The 22,788-nt window shown below is 64.0% G+C and carries 16 protein-coding genes; 13 read left to right on the forward strand and 3 right to left on the reverse strand.

The genetic code is table 11. From position 1 onward, the window contains the following. The first annotated feature begins 252 nt into the window (after positions 1–252). Positions 253–1,323: a glycoside hydrolase family 88/105 protein gene (locus tag CWO89_RS10545; RefSeq protein ID WP_130578559.1), complete on the forward strand. Its 1,071-nt coding sequence runs from the start codon at positions 253–255 to the stop codon at positions 1,321–1,323. A 157-nt stretch (positions 1,324–1,480) separates the two neighbouring features. Here CWO89_RS10545 and CWO89_RS10550 read toward each other — a convergent pair whose 3' ends face one another. Both CWO89_RS10550 and CWO89_RS10555 read right to left on the reverse strand, forming a co-directional pair. Continuing rightward, on the reverse strand, positions 1,481–2,215 hold the full coding sequence (locus CWO89_RS10550) for an SDR family NAD(P)-dependent oxidoreductase (RefSeq protein ID WP_130578560.1): 735 nt from the start codon (positions 2,213–2,215) through the stop codon (positions 1,481–1,483). A gap of 15 nt (positions 2,216–2,230) precedes the next feature. Then, positions 2,231–3,265, reverse strand: coding sequence for a LacI family DNA-binding transcriptional regulator (locus tag CWO89_RS10555; protein WP_130578561.1), 1,035 nt, complete (start codon positions 3,263–3,265; stop codon positions 2,231–2,233). Between the two features lie 177 nt (positions 3,266–3,442). Here CWO89_RS10555 and CWO89_RS10560 point away from each other — a divergent pair, with 177 nt between their 5' ends. From CWO89_RS10560 to CWO89_RS10590, 7 genes are all read left to right on the forward strand, one after another. Continuing rightward, positions 3,443–4,744, forward strand: coding sequence for an ABC transporter substrate-binding protein (locus tag CWO89_RS10560; protein ID WP_130578562.1), 1,302 nt, complete (start codon positions 3,443–3,445; stop codon positions 4,742–4,744). Between the two features lie 61 nt (positions 4,745–4,805). After that, complete coding sequence (locus CWO89_RS10565; RefSeq protein ID WP_130578563.1) at positions 4,806–5,693, forward strand: carbohydrate ABC transporter permease; 888 nt, start codon at positions 4,806–4,808, stop codon at positions 5,691–5,693. A gap of 8 nt (positions 5,694–5,701) precedes the next feature. Then, the gene (locus tag CWO89_RS10570) at positions 5,702–6,529 is read left to right on the forward strand and encodes a carbohydrate ABC transporter permease (protein WP_130578580.1); all 828 of its coding nucleotides are present in this window, start codon (positions 5,702–5,704) and stop codon (positions 6,527–6,529) included. A gap of 7 nt (positions 6,530–6,536) precedes the next feature. Then, entirely contained in the window at positions 6,537–7,541 is a 1,005-nt protein-coding gene (locus CWO89_RS10575) for a zinc-dependent alcohol dehydrogenase family protein (protein ID WP_130578564.1), read from the forward strand. A gap of 5 nt (positions 7,542–7,546) precedes the next feature. Then, positions 7,547–8,620 carry an ABC transporter ATP-binding protein gene (locus CWO89_RS10580; protein ID WP_130578565.1) on the forward strand — a complete coding sequence of 358 codons (1,074 nt, stop codon included), beginning with the start codon at positions 7,547–7,549 and terminating at the stop codon, positions 8,618–8,620. Next, positions 8,617–9,576, forward strand: coding sequence for a sugar kinase (locus CWO89_RS10585; protein WP_130578566.1), 960 nt, complete (start codon positions 8,617–8,619; stop codon positions 9,574–9,576). Before CWO89_RS10580 ends, CWO89_RS10585 begins: the two co-directional genes overlap by 4 nt. Continuing rightward, positions 9,573–10,610: a tagatose 1,6-diphosphate aldolase gene (locus CWO89_RS10590; RefSeq protein WP_130578567.1), complete on the forward strand. Its 1,038-nt coding sequence runs from the start codon at positions 9,573–9,575 to the stop codon at positions 10,608–10,610. Before CWO89_RS10585 ends, CWO89_RS10590 begins: the two co-directional genes overlap by 4 nt. 97 nt (positions 10,611–10,707) lie before the next feature. Here CWO89_RS10590 and CWO89_RS10595 read toward each other — a convergent pair whose 3' ends face one another. Continuing rightward, entirely contained in the window at positions 10,708–11,565 is an 858-nt protein-coding gene (locus CWO89_RS10595) for a LysR family transcriptional regulator (RefSeq protein ID WP_130578568.1), read from the reverse strand. A gap of 176 nt (positions 11,566–11,741) precedes the next feature. Here CWO89_RS10595 and CWO89_RS10600 point away from each other — a divergent pair, with 176 nt between their 5' ends. From CWO89_RS10600 to CWO89_RS47755, 5 genes are all read left to right on the forward strand, one after another. Next, entirely contained in the window at positions 11,742–13,298 is a 1,557-nt protein-coding gene (locus tag CWO89_RS10600; RefSeq protein WP_130578569.1) for an MFS transporter, read from the forward strand. Between the two features lie 161 nt (positions 13,299–13,459). Next, the gene (locus CWO89_RS10605; RefSeq protein ID WP_130578570.1) at positions 13,460–14,146 is read left to right on the forward strand and encodes a secretin and TonB N-terminal domain-containing protein; all 687 of its coding nucleotides are present in this window, start codon (positions 13,460–13,462) and stop codon (positions 14,144–14,146) included. A 185-nt stretch (positions 14,147–14,331) separates the two neighbouring features. Then, entirely contained in the window at positions 14,332–14,937 is a 606-nt protein-coding gene (locus CWO89_RS10610; protein WP_130578571.1) for an RNA polymerase sigma factor, read from the forward strand. A gap of 20 nt (positions 14,938–14,957) precedes the next feature. Then, on the forward strand, positions 14,958–15,935 hold the full coding sequence (locus tag CWO89_RS10615; protein ID WP_165421088.1) for a FecR family protein: 978 nt from the start codon (positions 14,958–14,960) through the stop codon (positions 15,933–15,935). 214 nt (positions 15,936–16,149) lie between these two features. Then, the gene (locus CWO89_RS47755) at positions 16,150–22,512 is read left to right on the forward strand and encodes a two-partner secretion domain-containing protein (protein ID WP_165421089.1); all 6,363 of its coding nucleotides are present in this window, start codon (positions 16,150–16,152) and stop codon (positions 22,510–22,512) included. The last annotated feature ends 276 nt before the right edge of the window (positions 22,513–22,788 follow it).

The following is a 22,788-nucleotide window of genomic DNA, read 5'->3' on the forward strand; positions in this document are numbered from 1 at the left end:
CTGTGAAGGGTTTCGGATGCCGGCCGCCGAGCACGCGGCGCCGTCCTTCACGCGGCCGGCATCCGAAACCCTTCACAAAGTGCGACTTGGCGGAAGGCAGCTCGTGGCGCAAACCGGATTTCGCAAACCGACCCACTGCTGCAAGGGCTGAAAGCGATGTTACAGTTACGATAGCGTTGTGCGGTCGCGCCGCGCTACGATCCGCCGATGGACTGATGGTAGTCAGCAGTTGGGAACGTCAGGAACGGGATCATGAAGGCAATTGCACTGACGGCCGTCCTGCTCACTGCTTCACTTGCGCCGGAAATCGTACGCACTACGGCCGAGCAAGTCGCGAGCTGGCAAATGTCGCACTTTCATGAAGTACCCCAGGCGCCTGAAACAGATTGGACACGCGCCGCCTTCTACATCGGTCTCGCAAGATGGGCCGCGACACCAGGTCAGATGAAATACTTCGACGCGATCCGAGAGCTTGGAGAACGCACCGGCTGGCAGGTCGGCAACAGCGACTGGGCGCCCCCGATCTACCTTGCGGACGATCATGCCATCGGGCAGGTCTACATCGCCGCCTATGATCATTTCGGTGATCGACGCATGATCGAGCCGACCGTGCAGCGGCTGGAATATATCCTGCAGCACCCACCACAGGTCTCGCTCGAATTCGACAACGCAGAGTGCCTGCAGCGATGGTGCTGGTCTGACGCCATCTTCATGGGGCCGGCGACATGGTTCGGTATTGCGCGCATCCAGAAGGATCAGCGCTTCCGTGATTATGCCGACAGGGAATTCTGGGCCACGAAAGACTTCCTGTTCGATAGCCAGGAGCACCTGTTCTACCGCGACAGCCGCTTCATCGGGAAAACTGGCGCACATGGCGAAAAGATATTGTGGGGCCGTGGTAATGGCTGGGTGCTCGCTGGGCTTGCCAACATCCTACGAGAGCTTCGTCCCGGCGATCCGCTGCGCGAGAAATACGTCAACCTGTTCGTCGAGATCGCAGATCGCGTAGCGAGCCTGCAGCGCCCGGATGGCTTCTGGTCCACATCGTTGCTCGCTCCGCCCGAGGTAGGCACCCCGGAATCCAGTTGCACTGGATTCCTGACCTACGGCCTTGCCGCCGGGGTGCGGATGGGACTTCTCGACGCAAAGCGCTTTAGTCCAGTAATTGAACAAGGCTGGCGGGCTCTGGCATCGGCGACGGTCAACGGCCGGCTCGGCCGCGTGCAGCAGATTGGCGACAGGCCGGACGCCGTTCAGATCACGGACACCCAACTCTACGGGTCTGGCGCTCTCTTGTTGGCTGCATCTGAACTAGTCCACTAACGTCACATCATCGCGCGCACGACTTGCGGCCGCTGCATCATGCCGGCGATACCCAGGCAGCAAAAGCGAATCTCGCAAGTTCGGAGTCATGACTTAGCTTGCAAAGATGCGGGCCGCACCTGGCGCTAAGCGGACCAGGTCTCCCCTTTCAGGGGTCTCATCCCGCAAGAAACCCGCCGTCCACCGCGACCACCGTACCTGTCGCATATTGCGAAGCCGGCATGCAGAGGAAGGCGACTGCACCGGCAATATCTTCCGGCTGCCCCCATCGCTTGAAAGCAGTGCGGTCGGCAATGCGCTGATAATGAGCGCGATCGGTGCGGCCGGCGGCGTTGATCGCTGTCTCGACGTAGCCGGGCGCAACCGCATTGACACGAACGCCGTCCTCAGCCCAGGCCAGGGCCAGCGCCTTGGTCAGCATCACGACGCCGCCCTTGCTAGCGCAATAAGCGGGAATCCGCGGCAGCGCCAGCGTGGCGTTCATCGAGGCGATGTTGACGACCGATCCCTTGCTGTCCGCCAGCAGGGGGCGGAATGCCAAACAGGTCCGGAACGTGCCGGTGAGATTGACATCGAGCACCTTCATGAAGGTCTCGATCTCATATTCCTTGTCGCGCGCCAGAATGCCGGCGCAATTGACCAGCGCATCGACGCGGGTGTGTCGTTGGGCGAAGGACGTCACCTCGGCATCATTGGTCACGTCGAGCGTCGCGAGCGTGAGGCCTGCGCGCGGCTTGAGGAGGGATCGCGCGAGATCGGCGTCATTGACGCCCGTTGCGGTCACCGTCGCGCCGAGATCGCAGAACTGGTTGCTGATGGCGGCGCCGATATCGCCGGCGCCGCCGATCACGACGGCATGGAATCCGGGGGCCAAATCAAAATTGGAATTCATCGGGATCATCATTCTTCAGGGGTTTGAAGGCGGCGCCGTGGACTCGCGGACCACCAGCGAGTAGTCGACCTCGTGGTGCATGATGGTGTGCTCGCCCGCGAGACTTCGGACCAGATATTCGCCGGCGCGCTGCCAGGTTTCGCCGGTGGGAACGTGAATGGTGGTCAGGCTCGGCCGCAAATGGCGGCTCCAGTCGAGATCGTCGAAGCCGACGACCGACAGGTCCCGCGGCACCGAAAATCCGCTGCGTTCCGCCTCGAGCAGCACGCCATAGGCGATGACGTCGTTACCGCAGACGACGGCCGTGGGCCGGTCCTCCAGACTGAGGAGATAACGCGCCGCTTCCCGCGCATCGTCGAGCGTATAGGGCACCTCGACATGCCATTGCGAAGGCAGCGCCAGCCCGGCCTCAGTCAACGCGCGGCGAAAGCCGGCAACGCGCGCGCTGGCGCGGTCATTGTTGCGCTGGAGCGCGGACACTATTCCGATCCGGCGATGGCCAAGCTCGATGACATGCGTTGCGGCACGATGGGCGGCTGCTTCATTGTTGGTGCCGACGCAAGGGTAGGGGCGGTCCGGCTGATAGATACCGACATTGATGAAGGGCACCGCATTGTCGGCAAGCAACTTGCGCAGCCCTTCGTGATGGCAGTCGCCGCGAAGCACGAGGCCATCGACGCCGCGGCCGATCAGATTGCGCGCCTGTTGCAACTCGACGTCGAGATCATAGCCACTCGTGGTGAGGAAGAGCATGTAGCCCACCGACGAGAGATATTTTTGCAACGAGGCGATGCCGCGCGCGAACATGGTGTTGTCGATCGTGGGCACGATTGCGCCAAGCGTACGCGATCGTCGCGACGACAGGATGCGGGCCGGCGCATGCGGGATGTAACCGACGGCTTCGATCGCCTGCGCGATGCGCGCCCGCAAGGACGGACTCACCGCGTCGGGATTGTTGAGTGCACGCGAGACGGATGCCGTCGACACGCCGGCTCGTGCCGCGACGGCGCGGATGCCTTGCTTCGCTAATCTGGCGGCCGGCAGATCCATGAATGTAACGTTACAGTCGTGGGTTCAGGGTGGCAGAGAGAAATTTCTGCAATGATGTCCTACGTTGGGCGAATTGTCCATTGCTTGACAGGAGTGAGATGAGGCTTAGAATGTAACCGTTTTCAGAAAGGCGCTTCTGCCGGGTGGGCGGACAAGCCGGGTCAGGGAGGAGTTCAAATGAACGCCAGGATGTTTGCGGCGCGCGTCGCGTTGCCGGTTCTTGCGGTCATCGCTGTCAGCAGCGAGGGGCGTGCGGCGGATTTCGACTGGAAGAAATTTCAAGGCAAGACCGTAACCTTTCTCGTCAACAACAATCCCGTTGCGCAGGCGCTGCTTGCCTACAAGGCCGATTTCGAAAAGCAGACCGGCATGACCTTGAAGGTCGACGGCTACCAGGAACAGCAGATGCGCCAGCGCCTGGTCACGGTGATGAACGCGCATAGCGATGAGGTCGACGTGTTCATGACGCTGCCGTCGCGCGAGGGCGAGCAGTTCGCCGCGACCGGCTGGTATGCCGATCTCTCGGCCATGGCGAAGAACGACGCGGCGAAGGAGTACGATCCGGCCGGACTGAGCCAGGCCCTGCTCAAGGCGGCGACCTTTGGCGGCAAGCTGACCAGCATGCCGATGAACATCGAGGGGCCGATCTTCTATTACCGTACCGACATCTTCAAGAAGTGCGGCCTCGAGCCGCCGAAGACCATCAAGGATGTCGAGGCGGCTGCGGCGAAGATCAAGGCTTGCGACAGCTCGGTCACGCCGTTCGTCTCGCGCGGGCTGAAGCCGGCCGTCGCCTATACGTTCAGCAACATGCTGCACAATATCGGCGGCAGCTATATCGCCGGCGGCAAGTCAAACCTCTGCTCGGTCAAGGGCAAGGAGGCGCTCGACACCTACAGCCGGCTGCTGCGCGACTTCGGCCCGCCCGGCGTCGTCAACTACAGCTTCCAGCAAATTTCGGCGCTCTATCGCGGCGGCCGGGCCGCCATGTCGTTCGAATCCTCCAACGAGCTGCGCACCGTGATGGACGGCGGTGCTCGGCTCAAGGATACCGCCCTGATCCCGTTCCCGGCCGGCGAGGCCGGTCAGGTGCCGACCGTGATCGGTTGGGGCATGGCCGTCTCCTCGCACAGCAAGCAGCCCGATGCGGCCTGGTACTTCGTGCAATGGGCGACGAGCCCGGCCGTTCAGAAGAAGATGGCGCTCCAGGGGATTGCGCCGCCGCGGCCGTCGGTCGCCAACGATCCTGAATACCGCAAGTGGATCGACGAGGAGCCGGTGCGGAAGGAGTGGCAAGCGGCGCTCGACGTGCTCGCAACGAAGGGCTCTTCCGAGGTCGGCTATCCCATCGTCGCCAACCCGGAATCGCGCGAATTCATCGGCCAGGCTGTGCAGGATCTGATCCTGAAGCAGAAGACCGTCGACCAGGCTTGCGCAGACGCCGACAAGGCGCTCGACGCGCTGATCGCGCAGAAGTAACGGCACGGAACGCCTGCCGCCTTCACGCGGCTGGACCCTCATTGGATCAAGGAATGTAGGCATGTCGGACGCGGCTGCGACATTGACGCAGGACCGGCAAAGGCTGGAACTGTCGGCGCTCTCGGCGCCGGCGGTGATCTTCACCGTCGCGATGATCGCGTTTCCGGTGATCTATACGGTGTGGCTCGGCTTCCAGAGCTTTTCGTCGACCGGCAAGCAATCCTTCGTGGGCTTGGCGAACTATGCAAAGCTCGTGTCCGACCATGAGTTCTGGAACGGGCTCTGGGTGACCATCGCGCTTTATGTGCTCTCGCTGGCGCTGCAACTCGTGTTAGGCGTCTGGCTGGCGCTGGTCCTGTTCCACGCCAAGCGCCTGCCGGGCATCGTGCGCTCGCTGTTCATTTCGCCCTTCATGATGCCGCCGGTGGTGGCTGGCATGATGTGGATTGTCATTCTCGATCCGTCGTTGGGGGCGGCCAACTATATCCTGCAATTTCTCGGCCTGCCGCCATCGGAGTGGCTAGCGTCGCCGACCTGGGTCATTCCGACCTTCGCGCTGATCGATACCTGGCAGTGGACGCCTTATGTGGCGTTGATCGTGCTTGGCGGACTGCAGTCGCTGCCGCCCAGCGTCTACGAGGCCGCGCAGATCGACGGCGCGTCCGCATTCAAGACCTTCCAGCGGATCACGCTGCCGCTGCTGTTGCCGACCATCGTCACCGCGGCGATCCTGCGCAGCGTCGATTTGCTGCGCTTCTTCGATATCATCTACATCACGACGCAGGGCGGCCCCGGCAATGCGTCGAACACGCTCAACATCTACGGCTTCCGGGTCGGCTTCGAGTTCTTCAACATCGGCTATGCCAGTGCGCTGATGCTGACCTTGACCGCGATCGTGTTCGGCGCAGTGCTTGCCTGCAACCGCCTGCGCGGCGCGGTCGCCTGGTAGGTGAAGCGATTATGGATGCCTCCACCACCGACCGCTGGATCCGCCGCCTCAACCTGCTGCAGCTCGTGCTGGCGGGCATCATCATCATGACGCCGACGGTCTGGATGGTGTTGTCGTCGCTCAAGCCCTCCTTCGAGGTGACGGCCTATCCGCCGACATTGGTATTCACGCCGACGCTGAGCAATTACGTCGAGCTCACGAAAACCACGCCGTTCCTGAGCTACGCCCTCAACAGCCTCATCGTCACCATCGGTTCAACTGCGCTCGGATTGTTGTTCGGTATCCCGGCGGCCTTCGCCGTCTCGTGGACGCGGATTTCATGGCCGGCGATCCTGACGCTCGCGGCACGCATGGCACCGGGTACGCTGTTCCTGCTGCCCTGGTACGTGATGTTCCGGCAGGTCGGCATGATCGGCTCGTACACCGCACTGATCCTCAGCCACGCGGTGATTACGCTGCCGATCGTGATCTGGATCCTGCTGCCGTCGTTCGACGCCATCCCGCGCAGCGTCTTCGAGGCGGCACAGGTCGACGGATGCAGCGTGACGCGGATTCTCTGGCGGATCGCGCTGCCTCTGGTAGCCTCCGGCATCGCCGTCTCGGCGATCCTCGCCTTCGTGTTCTCGTGGAACTACTTCCTGTTTGCGCTGGTGCTCTCAAACGGCGACACCAAGACGCTGATCGCGGCAGCCTTCAATTTCATCGGTGAAGGCTCGACGCAATGGGGCGCGCTCATGGCCGCGGCGACGCTGATCGCATTGCCGCCGCTGGTGCTGGCGGCTCTCGTTCAGCGCTGGCTGGTGTCCGGGCTGACGCTCGGTGCGGTGAAAGGCTAGGTATCTCATGAACGTATCACCACGTCCGAATTCGATCATGCAGGCGGCGGTCTTCCATGGCCACGACCGCATCACCATCGAGCGTGTGGCGATGCCTGATGTCGGGGCAGGTGAGGTGCTGGTGCGGGTCTCGCGCACGGCGCTGTGCGGTTCGGACTTCAAGCTCTGGCACAAGGGTGCCGAGTTCACCGCGGGCCACGAGATCTTTGGCGTGGTCGAGCAGCCCGGCCACCGCCTGCATGGGCGCCGCTGCGCCGTTTACATCCCGCTGCACTGCGGCCACTGCGCCGCCTGCAAGCGCGGCGATACGCAAATGTGCTTGGAGGTCTCAAGCCTGATCGGCTGGAACAGGCCGGGGGGCTATGCCGAATATGTGCCGGTGCCGGAAAACTGTCTGCTGCCGGTGCCCGATGACATCGAGGATAGCCTCGCGCCGCTTCTGCTCGACGTGATTGGCACGTCCGGTCATGCCGTACGGTTTGTCAGTCGCGTCGTGCCACCGAGCGATGCGGGGCCGGTTCTGGTGATGGGCGCGGGCCCGGTCGGACTGGGAGTCGTGCTGGTGCTCCGCAGCCTTGGCTACGACGAGGTTTATGTCGCAGATCCGAATGTGACGCGCTTGAAGATCGCGCAGTCCTTCGGCGCCAAGGCGCACCCGGTCGGCGACACGTCGAAGCGCTTCGCCCTCATCATGGAATGCTCCGGCGCGCATGTGGCACGCAATCTCGGGATCGAGCTCGTGTTGCCACGCGGCGCGCTGGTGCTGGTCGGCGAAAATGCGGCGCCCTGGACCATCGAGGAAGGCAAGGTATTCCGCCGCAAGGATTTTTACATGATCCGGACCTTCTATTTTCCGGTCTCGGATTTCGAGCCGAACATCGCGCTGTTGCGGCAGTACAGAGACGAGTATCGCGTGCTCGTCGACGGCGAGTTCGGTCTCTCCGCGTTGCCGGAGAACTTTGCGCGCTTCGCCAGGGGCGAGCTCATCAAGCCCGTGCTGGCGCTGGACTAGTGATCATGGCCTCGATCTCGATCCGCAATCTCGTCAAGCGCTACGGCAATTTCACCGTGATCCCGGATCTCAATCTGGAGATCGCGGACCATGAGTTCGTCGTCTTCGTCGGCCCATCCGGCTGCGGCAAGTCAACCCTGCTGCGGATCATCGCGGGCCTCGAGCCGATCACGTCCGGAGACCTCTACATCGGCGACAAGCGCGTCAACGGCGTGCAGGCCGCGCAGCGCGACATCGCCATGGTGTTCCAGGATTACGCGCTCTATCCGCACATGCGGGTCTACGACAACATGTCGTTTGCGCTGGAGTTGCGGGGAACGCCAAAGGCGGAGATCGACGCACGGGTGAAGCGCGCTGCGGCGCTGCTGCACATCGAGCCGTACCTCGATCGCAAGCCGAAAGAGCTGTCCGGCGGGCAGCGCCAGCGCGTTGCGATGGGACGCGCGATCGTGCGCAATCCCAAGGCGTTTCTGTTCGACGAGCCGCTGTCGAACCTCGACGCGAAGCTGCGCGGGCAGGTGCGTGCCGAGATCAAGGCATTGTCGCAGGAGCTCAAGACCACGATGGTCTTCGTCACCCACGACCAGATCGAAGCCATGACCATGGCCGACCGCATCGTGGTCCTGCAGAGCGGCACGATCCAGCAGTACGACACGCCGGAGACGGTTTACGAGCGGCCGGCCAACCAGTTCGTGGCCGGCTTCATCGGTTCGCCGGCGATGAATTTCTTCCCGGTCGAATGGCGACAGGAGCACGCGATCCTTTCGCAAGGCGGAACGGTGGTGCCGTTAGGCGACGAAACGGCAAACCGGCTGCGGCGCGCCGGCACCGGTGTCCTTGGCATTCGTCCCGAACATTTTGCCGTCGCGGCCGAGACGACCGACGGCATTGCCGTGAGCGTCAAGCTCGTCGAACCGCTCGGCTCGGATACGCTGATCCATTTCGATTTCGCCGGCGCCCCTGCCATCGCCCGGGTCGATCCGTCATTGCGGCCGAAGGTCGGCGATCGCCTCAGCCTCCGTCCGCAACCGGGCAAGACGCATTTGTTCGACGCAGCCAACGGACAGGTCTTGCGGTGAGCTCGCCAGCGAACATCGGAAATCTGTCAGCGCTGGCGGACGTCGCGTCCGGGACCCGGCGTGCGCAGCTCATTTGCCTGGGTCTGTCCGCGCTCGACCAGGTTTGGCGTGTCGATCGGCTCTTTGCGAGCGGAAGCGAGAAGATCAAGAGCCTGGACTATGCGACCCTCGGCGGTGGCATGGCCGCCAATGCCGCCGTTACCGTTACGCGGCTCGGCGCGTCGGTCGCGTTCTGGGGGCGGGCAGGGAATGATGCCGCTGGCCACGAGATGCGGTCGGCCTTCGTCGCCGAGGGCGTCGGCGTCGAGAATTTCCGGCTGTTTGCCGACGGTCGCTCGTCGGTCTCCGGGATCATCGTCGACAGCTCCGGCGAGAGGCAGATCGTCAATTTCCGCGGCCTCTATCCGGAGGCAGCGGATTGGCTGCCACTGGAGGCGGTCGCACGCGCATCTTGCGTGCTGGCCGATCCGCGTTGGACGGAGGGAGCCGCGACGTTGTTTCGCGAAGCCCGCGCGCGAGGCATTCCGACGGTGCTCGACGGCGACATGGCCGATGCCAAGGTGTTCGAGCGGTTGCTTCCGCTGACGGACCACGCGATCTTCTCCGAGCCCGCGCTGACCTCCTTTGCCGGCTCGGCCAAGGATCAATCGCTCGCTGCACTCGCGCGCTACGGCTGCCGTGCCATCGCGGTCACGCGCGGGGAGGACGGCGTGAGCTGGTACGAGAGCGGCCGCCTGCATCGGCAGGCCGCCTTTGCCGTCGACGTCGTCGACACCACCGGCGCGGGCGACGTCTTTCACGGCGCTTATGCGCTTGCGATCGGCGTCGGCCTCGATGTGCGCGACGCCATGGCGTTTTCGGCAGCGACGGCTGCGATGAAATGCCGCCACGCGGGCGGACGCAACGGAATCCCCACCATCAACGAGTGTCTTGCATTCATGAGGACGAAGCCATGAGAACGATTGGAAAGAACCGCGGCCTGGCGCGTTTGGCTGACCTAGATGGTCACTTCCGCATGGTCGCGCTGGATCAGCGGCCGCCGCTGTTCGATGCTATCGCGAAAGCGAAGGGGATTACGCGGGACCAGGTCGAATACTCCGACGTCACGGCGGCGAAGCGTCTCCTCGTGGAAAACCTCGCGCCGCATTGCAGCTCGATGCTGTTCGATCCGAATTTCGCGGTGCCGGCTGCGATCGATCTCCTGCCGCCGCGCTGCGGTCTCATCATGACCCTCGAAGAGCACCGCGTCGAGGAAACGCCGGGCGGACGCAAGTCGAGGGCGATCACCAACTGGAGCGTGGAGAAGATCCGCGCCATGGGCGGCGACGCCGTCAAGGTGCTGGCGTGGTACCGGCCGGATGCCGATCCCGCGGTAAACGAGCATCAGAAGCGCTTTGTCCGCGAGGTCGGGCAGGATTGTGACCGCCACGACATTCCCTATGTCCTGGAGCTATTGGTGTACCCGTTCCTCGGCAGTGCCAATCACACCGCCGACTACGTGGAATCGCCGGGCAAGCTTCCCGGTCTCGTCATCGAGAGCGTGCGCGAGTTTGCCAAGCCGGAATATGGCGTTGATCTCTTGAAGTTGGAGAGTCCGCTTGCCGCCAACAGTCTGCCCGCCCGCGACGGCAGCGCTGCGGCGAAGGCCGCGCAGAAGGAGTTCGATGCGATCGGCGATATCTGCCGCGACCGGGGCATCCCCTGGGTGCTGCTGTCAGGCGGCGCCGCGCCGGAGAAGTTCGAGCGCGTCCTCGACTTCGCCTATGCCGCCGGCGCGGGTGGATTCCTTGCGGGCCGTACGATCTGGCTCGATGCCGTGCTGAAGAACTTCCCCGACCGCGCGGCAGTCGCTGCCAGCCTGCGCAAGGATGGCCTCGCCGTGCTCGAGCGTCTCAACGATCTGACGACGGCCAAGGGAACCCCCTGGAAGGCTCGCTTTCCGGTGTTCACCGACATCAAGCAAGAGGGCGACTTCGCGCGCGCCTACTGAGACTACGGCGATTGAGGGCACAGTATTACAGCGGCCGCAAGGAGCGCGCCTCATTGGTATTTGCGAGCGCCAGGTCGCGATCGTAGTCTTCAGAGCATCAACGGTACGGAGCACGGTGCTCTCGGAACGCCGCCGCCAACGCCCTTAGGGCTGCCCGCGACCGCTGGTCCGTCAAGGACGAATGGAGCACCACTTCGGATGAGGGAAGCGGAGGAAGGCCAAACCGCTCGCCGACATCGATAGTGCCGGCAGGCGCTATCCGATATGACAGAGGGGCGATTGCCAGCCCTGCCGCGACGGCGGCATGGACAGCGGAAGAACCGCCCCCAAGAAACACTTCGGTCCATGTTATGCCCGCCGCATCGAGCGCATGTGTTGCTATGTTACGGACGCCGCAGGTTGGAGTCAGCGCAGCCAGGCGCAGCGGCTCTCCCTGTCGGTGCTCGAACCCTTGCGCCGCGAACCAGCCAAAGCGCTCGAGTGCCAGCGTCTCCCCATCCCGGCGATCGTCCTCGCGCTGGATGATCGCGGCATCGAGCCGTCCCTGATCGAACAGGTCCAGAAGTTTGCGCGAGCTATCGAGCTGTACTTCGATCGTCAGCTTCGGATCGTGGGCGTGGAGCCGCGCCAGCAAGTTCGGAACCTCCGGCCCCGCGACATGGGCAGCAATGCCGAGGCCAAAGTGTCTCGGGGGCGCATTGAGTCCGGCAACCGCGCGCTCGTGAGCCGCGATAAATTCCCGAGCCCCCTCCAGGAAGGCAGCCCCTTGCGCCGACGGCCGCACCGATCGGGGAGTCCGCTCGATCAGCCGATGCCCGATGCGATCCTCAAGCCGTTTGAGCTTCACGCTGATTGCACCCTGCGTGGTGCCCAGAGCTTCGGCCGCGCGCGTGAAGCTCTGCATGTCGGCCACCATCACGAAAGCTCTTACGGCATCCACATCGAGCGAGAGCATTCCATTATCCGAATTTGTTGTCTCTGAAATCTATATTGATCCGGTTTTGTTGTAGTCAAGGGCCCCCTATGTTCGGCATCTGACGTGGGCGGCTAACCCGAGACCCGAGTTTCTTCGATCGAGCGAACCTCCTGCCTGCATGTCAGCGATCGGCACCAGGCTTGGAGGTGAAAGTCATGACGATTTCAGCAACACAGCGAAACACCGTCGCCCTGGCGGCCGTCTGCCTCGCGTCTCTCATGTTCGGGCTGGAGATTTCCAGCGTTCCGACGATTCTGCCGACGCTGGAGACGGTGCTGCATGCCGACTTCCAGCAGCTCCAGTGGATCATGAACGCCTATACGATCGCGGTCACGGCTGTACTGATGGCGACGGGCACGCTTGCAGATCGTTACGGCAGAAAGCGTGTCTTCGTCGTCAGCATCGTCGTCTTCGGCCTGGCCTCCCTGATCTGCGCCTTGGCGCAGGACGCCCTCGTTCTCATAGTGAGCCGGTTTCTTCAGGGCATGAGCGGTGGCGCGATGCTGATCTGTCAGGTCGCCGTTCTCTCCCACCAATTCCGGGAGGGACCGGAGCGCGCACGGGCCTTTGCCGCCTGGGGCATCATCTTCGGGATCGGCCTCGGCTTCGGTCCGATCATAGGCGCGGCGATCGTCGCGATCTCCAACTGGCAATGGGTGTTCTTGGTCCATGCCGTCATCGCCGCGGTCACCACTGTCCTCGCCGCGGCCGGGGTGCAAGAATCGCGCGATCCCGACGCGAAGCACCTTGATATCGCAGGCATCGTGACGCTCTCGACGTCGGTGTTCTGCGTGGCCTTCTATATCACACAAGGGCCCGACCTGGGCTTTTGGAGCCCGACAGGTTTCGCCATCATTGCAATCGCGGTCCTGAGTTTCGCAGGCTTCGTGCTGGCCGAGACGCGCAGCACCCGCCCGATGTTCGACTTCTCCGTTTTCCGGGTTCGGACCTTCTCGGGCGCTCTCCTGGGATCGATGGGCATGAACTTCAGCTTCTGGCCTTTCATGATCTATCTTCCGATTTTCTTCCGAAGCGCGCTCGGTTACGGCAATGTCGCGGCCGGCTTGGCGCTGCTCTCCTACACGCTGCCGAGTCTCGTGGTGCCACCATTTGGCGAGCGGATCCTGCTGCGCTTCGGGGCCAGGATCGCCATCCCGACCGGACTTTTCGTCATCGGCCTTGGCTTCATGTTGATGTGGGCCGGCAGCGGCGTCGAACAACCTAGTTGGCTGATGCTGCTGCCTGGTTGTTTGCTTGCGGGGATCGGGCTGGGGCTGACCAACACGCCGGTGACCAACACGACGACCGCATCGGTATCGAGCACGCGCGCCGGCATGGCGTCAGGTATCGATATGAGCGCTCGGATGATTTCGCTGGCGATCAACATCGCCGTGATGGGCTTCATCCTGATCGCGGGCATATCCTCCTGGCTGAGGAGCGCGCTTCCTGCAGTGCTTGATGCACCGCGCCTGCAACGTCTTGCAGAAAGGATAGCGGGCGCGAGTGCCCATATATCTGACTTCCCGGAACTGAACTCCCTGCCGGCGGCGGACACTGCTGTGCAAGACGCACTGGTTCATGGCTTCAGGTTGGTGATGCTCTATGGAGGACTCTCGGTGTGGATCCTGGCTCTGTCGAGCTTCCTGATCTTCGGCCAAAAAGCGGTTGTTCCGACAAAGAGAAAAACTACTGTAGGTGCAACGTCGGTTTGATGGTCTTGTCGGAATGCGTATTGATTTTCCTCGCAAATTGTACGCTTCTCAATTAGTGGCTCCGTTATGCCGTGCAAGGAATGGCAATAGGAACGTCCCTCCGACGGCAGATCCGTCGAAAAGAGATTTACTGCTCTCTGGCGCACGAGACGGATGGAAGAATGGTACGTCGAACTGCACTAGCGACGGATCTCGCCTGCGTTCTCGTCGCCTCATTGTTGCTGGCATGGAGCAGCGTGTGCGTGCTCGCCCAGCCGAGGAACGAGGCCACGCAAGGCGGCGAGGAGGTGGTCTTTGATATTCCGTCGCAACCGCTTGCGGCGGCGCTCAGCGCATATGGGGCAATAACCGGCGTGCAGGTTCTCTATGAGACGGCCCTGGCCGCGGGCAAGACCTCGGCGGCAATCAAAGGTTCGTTCGCCCAGGAGAGTGCGTTGCGGGTCCTGTTGGCTGGCACTGGCCTTGTCGGCCGCAGGACCGATGTAGATGCCATTACGATCGCGCCGGCGCTCCGCGAACAGCCTGGCAGCGCCGCTCTCGTTGCCCCGGACGCGAGATTTCTTGGCGCGTTGCAGGCAGGGGTTCTCGGCGCTCTGTGTGGGAACACCGATACGCAGCCAGGCGGCTATCGGATGGCTTTGCAGCTCTGGATCACGCCTGCCGGTGTTCTGCAGCGTGCGTCCTTGCTCGGCTCAACCGGCAATGCGCATCGTGACGAAGCATTGATCGCACAATTGCAGAACGTGCGGATCGCTGTCTTTCCGCCAGCCGGCATGACGCAACCGGTCACGCTCACGATCGTGCCCCGTTCGCCACTGCAGTCTCCGGAGTGCAGTGGCGGGCGCTGAACCCGCCATTTGCCCGATACGGTGCGCGGACACCGCCGGGTGCAGTGTTGTCTAACTGTTACATTCCCTTGTTACCAGAATTTTCCTCTACTTTCCGACACGCTCGGGTTTGGGCCAGACGCTTGAATTTGCGAAGATTTCAAAGCAAGCGTTCGCTGGCGCAGTCCTGAGTACCGGGCGGGCCAATGGGCAACACGACTTGGGCGGCGCTTCGTGATCTGCTCGCCAATCGATACGACGAATTTCGCGCGCGTCTGACGCGCCGCTTGGGCTCGGAAGAACTCGCCAGCGAAAGCCTGAACGAGACATGGCTGCAGCTCCATCGCCAGGATGAAGCCGCCTCCATCCAGAGCCCAACCGGTTATGTTATGCGCACGGCGGTCAATATCGCGACAGATCGTCGCCGTATGGAGACGAGGCGCGCGCGCCGTGCCGACGTGCAAGCCGCCCTTGAAATTCCTGATCCGGCGCCCGGGCCGCAGCGTGAGGCTGAAGCGCGCCTCCAGCTGAAAGCACTGCAGACCGCAATCGACGCCCTGCCTGAGCGCACGCGTGAAATCCTGATCGCCGCACGGCTCCGGGGACAGTCTCAGCAGGACATTGCGGACCGATTCGGCATCACGGCGCGCATGGTGCGCATAGAATTGCGTCGCGCGCTCGACCTTTGCGAAGCCCAGCTTGAAAAAGATACGACAAATCGTTTCCTGTCGGGCTCATCACAAACGTCTATAGATAAGGCAAACCACCTTCCACCCATACCGGCGCCCCCAAAGCGGGATGATGGACGGTGAATGGATATCCGGCGATGACGATGGACGAACGGTCCGTCCCGCATGAAGCATTGCGACGCCAGGCCAAGGACTGGGTCGTCCATCTTTCCACCGGGAAGGTGACGGAAGCTGATCTACGCGCGCTCGAACGCTGGCGTGCGGAAAGTCCGCTTCACGCGCAAGCCTATGCGCAAGCCTGCCAGTTGTGGGGCATGCTCGGCTCGCCGTTGGAGGCGTCAGCGCATGCGGTAGACAAGGCTGCAACAATCCGAATTCCGGGTATCAGCCGGCCGATCGGACGCCGTGCGTTTCTGGGCGGCACATTGGCCGCTTCGGCGGCGGCCGTCGCGGGCATCATGGTCGTCCGGCCACCCCTCGAATTGTGGCCCGCGCTCAGCGAATTGGCGGCGGATTACCGCACTGGAACCGGCGAGCAACGCAAGATCGAGCTTGCGGATCGGGTTTCGATCGAGCTCAACACGCGGACGAGCCTGAACGTGCGCGAGCAAACAGAGACAGCCGACAAAATCGAGCTGGTCGCCGGCGAAGCCGCGGTGTCGGCCGGACAGCGCCCGGTGGTCGTGCATGCCGCAGCGGGGCAGGTCGCTGCGAGCAATGCACAGTTCACCGTGCGTTGCGATGGCGCCGAGGTGCGCGTGGCGTGTCTTGCCGGGATGGTCAAGGTCGATTGCAGTGGACGCACCGCGATCCTCCGGCCGCGTGAGCAGATCATCTATGCCGCGCACGATCTCGGACCAATTGCCGCGGTTGCCCCCGAAGTCGTGGCCGCCTGGCGCGATGGACTTCTGATCTTTCAGGATGAGCCGTTGGCGCGTGTCATCGAGGAGGTCAACCGCTATCGCGCCGGCCGGATCATCCTGATGAATGCGGCTCTCGGCGAGCGCAGAGTATCGGCACGCTTCAAGCTCGACCGTCTCGATGCCGTTTTGACTCAGTTTCAGGAGGTCTTCGGCGCCAAGGCCACGCCGATCGGCGGCGGCTTTGTCGTGCTGACCTGATATCGTGATACCTTTGAGTATTCTGTCGACGATGCGACCTGTTTTCGCGGGAAGCGCGAGATCGCGAGCCTCGGGATCGATCCACCAGAAATTATTCGCTGAATCCATTTCCTCTCATAGGGGGCTGAAACGTCTTTAGGCGGTCGAAATGCCTGACGACCAGGCGGCGCCAGAACGGCGCGGCCTGGATCTGTCTCTTGGAGAGTGCCCGCCCATGTCTCGCCCCGCTGCCACCGCTTCGTCAATCTCCGCCTACCGCAATGCGCGCCGCGCTGCATTGCTCACCGGCGTCAGTGTGGCGGCGCTGTTCTTCTCCGACCCGGTCGCGATAGCTCGTCCCTTGGGTGGACAGGCGCCGACACCGTCGGCAGCGGCGATCGCGGCAGCGCAATCGGCGCAACAGGAAGCCGCCCGCGCCGCGAGTCAGTCCTCGGATGCACTCAAGCGGGCGACGCTCGCGATCCAGGCGCAGCAGGCCAGCCAACAGTCGGCCCGTGATGCCGCGCGCGCCGCAGTGAATGCGTCTTCGATCCCCAATGGTTTGGGCGTCGGTGGACTTCAGCGGCCGGCCGGCGCTGTTCCGGGAACCGACCTGTGGCAGGGGGCGAACCTGCCGACACAGTTCACGGACGGCGACCGCGTCAAGGTCAATATCGGGCAGACCCAGCAGAAGGCCATTCTCACCTGGGACACTTTCAATGTCGGCGCTCGGACCGATCTGCGGTTTGAGCAGCACGGCAACCGCGACTGGGTCGCGCTCAACCGGGTGCTCGGCACGGATGCGCGGCCGAGCCAGATCCTCGGCAATATCAAGGCCGACGGCTCGGTCTACGTGATCAACCAGAACGGCATCATCTTCGGCGGCGGAAGCCAGATCAATGTCGGTGCGCTGATCGCATCGACGGCGAAGATGTCGGACGAGCAATTTCTGAAGGGCATCTATTCAACGCAGACGGGATCGACCTGGACGCCGAGCTTCACCGACGCGGCGGCGCTGCTCGGCAATGGCACGGGCGGCGGGGTGGTCAAGGTCGAAGCGGGTGCACAGATCGAGACGCGCGCACCGGCGTCCGTCACATCCGGCGGCGGCTTCGTGCTCTTGATGGGCGGGCAGGTCGTCAATGCCGGCTCGATCGCGACACCGCTGGGCCAGGCTCAACTGGCGGCGGGCGATGACTTCGTGCTGCGCCGTGGCTATGGCACCGACCAGAACGTCGCATCGACCACGCGCGGCAGCGAGATCGCGCCAGTGTTGCATACCGGCGGCCTCGTCGGGCTGGTCCGCAATGACGGTGTGGTCTTCAGCGCGCAGGGCGACATCACGCTCGCCGGCCGCACCATCGAGCAGAACGGCGCCCTGGTCGCCTCGACCTCGGTCAACACCCGCGGCACCATCCATCTGCTCAATTCGGCGACCGACACGCGCGGCAGCGTGACGCTCGGCGCGGGCAGCGTCACCACCGTCATCCCCGAGCTCGAGAGCGGGGAGACCGCGCTCAACGGCCAGCGCGACGCGCTGATCACGGCGTCCGCCACCGCGAACCAGCAGCGCGGCCAGTCGGCGACCGGTCGGTTCGACAATCTCTCCCTGCTTGCCGATCGTCTCGATCAGTCGCGCATCGAGATCGTCACTGGCGGCAATGTGATCTTCAAGGGCGGCGAGGGAGCAGGTTCGCTGACCATGGCGCAGGGCGGGCAGGTGGCGGTGTCCGCTGGCGGGCGCATCTTCACCGAGAGTGGCGCCACGATCGACGTCTCCGGCGTGCGCAACGTGTCGCTGGCGATGTCGGCCAACAACATCATGGTCAATATCCAGGGCAATGAGCTGCGCGATTCACCGCAGAACCGGGACAGCAATGCGCTGAAGAACGCCGACGTCTGGGTCGATATCCGCGATCTGACCTACGTGCCGTCGGGCACGGGCGGCTATGAGGGCGATCGCTACTACACGCCGGGCGGGCTGCTCGAAGTCGGTGGCCATCTCGCCAACATCCGGCACAGGATCGGCGAATGGAGCGCAGTTGGCGGCACCATCACGCTGTCGGCGCCGGCGGTGATCGCGCAGGCCCGATCGGTGTTCGACATCTCGGGCGGCTCGATCCGCTATGAGGCCGGCTATATCCGGACCACGAACTTCCTTGGGGCCGACGGGCGGCTCTACAACATCAACGATGCCCGCGCCGACATGACCTTCTATGGTCTTGGCAGCGGCTTCATCCGCAAGCACGAGCGCTGGAACGTCACCGAGGTCTGGACCAGCCCGTTCGGCCGCGGCCGCGAGAGCGTGCGTTGGGAGGAGGGCTACACGGTCGGGCGCGATGCCGGACGGCTGATTCTGTCCACGCCGACGGCGGTGTTCGAGGGCGACATCCTCGCCGACGTCGTCACCGGCGAGCGGCAGCAGCAGGCGCGGCCTGAAGGCATCACTGATGGTTACAAGGCTGCGCAAAATACGATCGCGCAGGCCGGCTCGCTCGTGCTGGGGCGCTATGACCTGACGGCGGGGAACAACGGGCCCTATGCGGTGGATGTCAGAATCGGCGATGTCGCCGACGTCACCGGCAATCTGACGAGCGACGCCGCGCTGTCCGGGGAGCGCACCGGCACCGCATGGTTTGATGCCGATCGCCTGAACGAGGTCCGGCTTGGCGGGCTGACGCTGGAGACGCGTGGTAAGATCGCCATCGAGAGCGACCTGACGCTGGCCGATGGCGGCGTGCTGACGCTGGCTGCACCCACAACCGACATTGCCGCCGATGTCACCGCGCGCAGCGGGTCGATCCGCGCGACCAACTGGTTCGCGATCCACCCCAACAGCGCCGCCGTTCCCGGCGAGCTGTTCGATGCTGATGGCGCGGCTTCCATCACGCTGCGCGAGGGCGCGATGCTGGATGTGCGTGGTCTGTGGGTCAATGCCGTCGTTGAACCGGCCGATACCGATAAGCTGGCGCATATCGACGGCGGCGATGTCTTCCTGGCCACCAGCGCCAATGTGACGATGGAGAAGGGTAGCCGGATCGACGTGTCCTCGGGCGCGGCCTTGAAGGAGACGAACAAGACCGTCGGCGGCGCGGGCGGCGATGTCATTCTCGCCAGCGGAGCGCCCCAGAATGGTCCCGTCGGTTCCAATAGCACGCTGAAGCTCGATGGCGATATCGCCGGTTATGGCGTGAAAGGCGGCGGCACGCTGCAAATCGAGACCGCAATGGCGGTCGCGATCGGTGGCGGATCGTCGCAAGGTCTGTCGCTTGCCACCGATCTGTTCCAGTCCGGTTTCTCAAAATATGACATTACCGGCTATGGCGGCGTCAAGGTGGCGGAAGGCGCGGCGCTGGATGTGTTCGCGCCTGTCTACCGGGTCAAGGACGGGGGCTTCGGCGTACCCTCCGCCGCTGATACGTCGAGCGCGCTTGAGATATGGACGCCGCCGCTGTGGCAGGAAAATGCGGTCAAGGGGGTGCTCACCCAGCGCGCCGGCGCCAGCCTGAAGCTTGGTTCCGGCGGGCCTTATGTGGCGGTGAAAGCGCCGGTCGAAATAAGCGAAGGCGCGGTCGTCACCGTCGATCCGGGCCAGAAGATCGAGCTCAGCGGCGGGGGCCAAATCACCATCAATGGGCGGTTGAACGCCTATGGCGGCCGCATTGCCATCACCGATCTGAGCCTCCCCGGCTATGACGGCACCGCCAAACCCACCTCGGTGTGGATCGGCGACAGAGCGGTGCTGGATGTGGCGGGCCGTGCCTATGTGGCGCGCGATGGCAAAGACCGCCGCTATGGCGTGGTGCAGGATGGCGGCAGCATCGAGATCGGCGGCGCGATCGACTGGGAAGATGTGAAGACCAATACCAATCGTCCGTCGGACCGCTTCCTGATCATCCGTCCCGGCGCGGTGCTCGATGCGTCGGGCGCAAGCGCGGTGCTGGATATCCCGGAAAGCGGTCTTGGCGCTGCCGGACAGCCGGTGGCCGTCGCGGGCGACGGCGGCTCGATCGTGCTGCGGTCGGCCAACGGCCTTTATCTCGATGGCTTTATGCACGCGGCGGCGGGCGGCGAAGGCGCTTCGGGCGGCACGCTCGGCATCGCGTTTACCGGCTCCGAATGGAGGAACGGCATGCCGGTCGATCCGGCACTTCTTAACCCGCGCGTGATCACGCTGGCGCAAACACAGGGCGAAAGCGTGCTGTCGCCGGGTCTTGCGGCGGGCGCGGCCGATGCGGGCCTCACCTATGGCTTCGCGCGGCTGGGCAAGGACCGCATCGAGGCGGGCGGGTTCGATCATCTGTCGCTGGCGGGCACGGTTTTCGCCGAGGGCGATTTGAGCCTGGCGCTGCGCGGCAGCTTCCGCCTCTTTGGTGGCCTCGCCTTGGCCGGGTCGGCGCCGGACAGGGCGGCAGTGGCGATATCAGCTCCCTATGTGCGCCTGGCGCAGACCTATTATCCTACCCTGTTCTCTGGCGCCAACATCATCAAGCCGACCCCGGCGCCTACTGCGGCGAGGCCGGGAGCTCGGCTGGCCGTCGATGCCGACCTGATCGATATCGGCGGCAATGTTTTCCTTTCCAGCTTCGGCGAAACGGCGCTCACGAGCCGGGGCGATATAAGGCTGCTCAATGGCTATAATGCGGATGTGAACGCGGGCAATTGGCCGACGCAATTGGTCGTGCCCGGCAATCTGACGCTTACGGCGGCGCAAATCTATCCGGCCACCGGCGCGACGGCGAGGATCATGGCCGGCGCCATCCCCATCTCCGCCGGGAGCGTTACCGACGTAAAAATCACCGACCCGAACGGCCGGCTGACGATCCGCTCCATCGGCGGCGCCACGCCCGATGTGCCGTATTCCGTCTTCGGCACGCTCATGCTTGGCGCCGCGTATATCGATCAGGGCGGCGTGGTCCGTGCGCCCCATGGCAGCCTCCAGATCGGCACCACCTCTTTCACGGCCGCCCAGGGCATCCAGAGCCAAGTCACTTTCCTGCCGGGCAGCCTGACCTCGGTCAGCGCGGCGGGACTCACCATGCCCTATGGCGGCACGCTGGATGGCATCGTCTATCGCTACAACGGCGTGGAGGTCCAGCCGGACGGGATAAGCCCCCGCGGCTCAGGCGATGAGCCCAAGCGCGGGATTTCGCTCTACGGCGTCGCGGTCGATGTGCGGGAGGGCGCGACGCTCGACCTCTCGGGCGGCGGTGACCTCACCGGCGCGGGCTTCGTCAGCGGGCGCGGCGGCTCGGTCGATGTGCTGCGCGCCGCGTTTGCCGACGCCAATCCCGCCTATGGCTTCAGCCGGTCGGGCAATGCCGTCTATGCCATCGTCCCCGGCTTTGCCGGCGGCTATGCGCCGGTTGCCGCCGATGCGGGCGCGGGCAACCCGGGTATCGGGCGGCAGGTGACGATCCCTGCGGGCATACCCGGCCTGCCGGCGGGCACCTATACGCTGCTGCCATCCACCTATGCGCTGCTGCCGGGCGCGTTCCGCGTCGAGATCGGCGCCGGCAATCAGATGGGCCTCGCCGGCGTCACCGGCATCGGCAACGGCTCCTATGTCGCGGCGGGGCTCATGGGAACCGCCAATACCGGCGTGCGCGACACGCTGGCGAGCCAGATCATCATCACCCCTGCGACAAGTGTCCGCACCCATTCGTCCTACAATGAGAAGAGCTACAATGATTTCGTGCTGGCCGATGCGGCGCGGCGCGGCATTGCGCGCGGCATGATGACCGTGGACGCCAAGACACTGGCGCTGATGCCGAGCGCGGGGGCGGGGCTGGGCGATACGCCCGCCCTCAAATTCGACGGCAAGGCGCTGTTCGCGCCGCAGGCCGGAAGCGTTGGCTTCGGCGGCACACTGGCGGTGGGGATCACTTCAAATCGTCCGATTGAAATCCTTGCCGATGGCCAGAAGCCGGCGGGGACGGACAAGAACGGCGTCGCGCTCTATGCCAGCGATCTCAGCGGCTTCGGCGCATCGCGCCTGTCGATCGGCGGCGTACCCGTGGTGAGCTATGGCGGCACCCAGGTGGGCTTTATCGGCCCCGCCAATTCCGTGATCGTCCGCTCGGGCGCGGTGCTGTCGGCGCCGGAGGTGTTTCTGATCGCCGCGGGAAGCGATGCAAGGCCGGGGGAGGGGCGCATCGTGGTCGAGCAGGGCGCGTCGATCACCACGATCGGCCGTGGCGCGCCGAGCTATGATTCCAGCGACGGCTTCATTTTCGGCGGCGGCAACATGAGCATGCTCGCGGTGTCCAATGGTTGGATCAATTTGCTGGCTCCGACCCAGCCCGGCAGCGTGCCGGTCGATATCGGCGGCTGCATCACGGTCTGCTCAAGGCGAAACCACGCTTTATACCGAAGGCACCATCGGCGTTTCCACCGACAAGGCCTTCACGCTCGCCGACAATCTTCGCTATGGCGCGCGCAATCTGGTGCTGGGGGTCTCGGCGGTCAATCTCGGCTCCAGCGAAAGGCTGGCCGCTGCCCGCGCCGCGGGCCAGCTCCCGCCGGGCATGACGCTCAATCAGGATGTGCTGGCGGGCCTGCTCAAGGGCAACACCGCCATCGGCACGCCCGCGCTTGAAACGCTGGTGCTGAACGCGCGGGAATCCTTCAATCTGTTCGGCTCGGTCGAATTGAACACGCTCGCCACCGGCACCGGCAAATCGTCGGTTCAGCGGCTGGTGTTCGGCACCCCCGCCGTCTACGGCTATGGCGCGGCTGATGACAAGGTCACCATCACCGCCGGAGAGTTCATCTGGGCGGGCGCGATAGCCGCCGGCCAGAGCTCGGTTCCGGGCTATTCGACACCGGCCGCGCCGGGCGCCGCGATGCGCGACCTGCTCGGAGACGGCAGCCT

The sequence above is a fragment of the Bradyrhizobium sp. Leo170 genome (assembly GCF_004296405.1).
In the GTDB taxonomy this organism is placed as follows: Bacteria; Pseudomonadota; Alphaproteobacteria; order Rhizobiales; family Xanthobacteraceae; genus Bradyrhizobium.

Coding starts and splice junctions, on each gene's coding strand:
- CWO89_RS10575 (WP_130578564.1), top strand. CDS start 6,537: ATGAACGTATCACCACGTCCGAATTCGATCATGCAGGCGGCGGTCTTC.
- CWO89_RS10595 (WP_130578568.1), bottom strand. CDS start 11,565: ATGCTCTCGCTCGATGTGGATGCCGTAAGAGCTTTCGTGATGGTGGCC.
- CWO89_RS10560 (WP_130578562.1), top strand. CDS start 3,443: ATGAACGCCAGGATGTTTGCGGCGCGCGTCGCGTTGCCGGTTCTTGCG.
- CWO89_RS47755 (WP_165421089.1), top strand. CDS start 16,150: ATGTCTCGCCCCGCTGCCACCGCTTCGTCAATCTCCGCCTACCGCAAT.
- CWO89_RS10580 (WP_130578565.1), top strand. CDS start 7,547: ATGGCCTCGATCTCGATCCGCAATCTCGTCAAGCGCTACGGCAATTTC.
- CWO89_RS10550 (WP_130578560.1), bottom strand. CDS start 2,215: ATGAATTCCAATTTTGATTTGGCCCCCGGATTCCATGCCGTCGTGATC.
- CWO89_RS10565 (WP_130578563.1), top strand. CDS start 4,806: ATGTCGGACGCGGCTGCGACATTGACGCAGGACCGGCAAAGGCTGGAA.
- CWO89_RS10555 (WP_130578561.1), bottom strand. CDS start 3,265: ATGGATCTGCCGGCCGCCAGATTAGCGAAGCAAGGCATCCGCGCCGTC.
- CWO89_RS10545 (WP_130578559.1), top strand. CDS start 253: ATGAAGGCAATTGCACTGACGGCCGTCCTGCTCACTGCTTCACTTGCG.
- CWO89_RS10610 (WP_130578571.1), top strand. CDS start 14,332: ATGGGCAACACGACTTGGGCGGCGCTTCGTGATCTGCTCGCCAATCGA.
- CWO89_RS10590 (WP_130578567.1), top strand. CDS start 9,573: ATGAGAACGATTGGAAAGAACCGCGGCCTGGCGCGTTTGGCTGACCTA.
- CWO89_RS10615 (WP_165421088.1), top strand. CDS start 14,958: ATGGACGAACGGTCCGTCCCGCATGAAGCATTGCGACGCCAGGCCAAG.
- CWO89_RS10605 (WP_130578570.1), top strand. CDS start 13,460: ATGGTACGTCGAACTGCACTAGCGACGGATCTCGCCTGCGTTCTCGTC.
- CWO89_RS10600 (WP_130578569.1), top strand. CDS start 11,742: ATGACGATTTCAGCAACACAGCGAAACACCGTCGCCCTGGCGGCCGTC.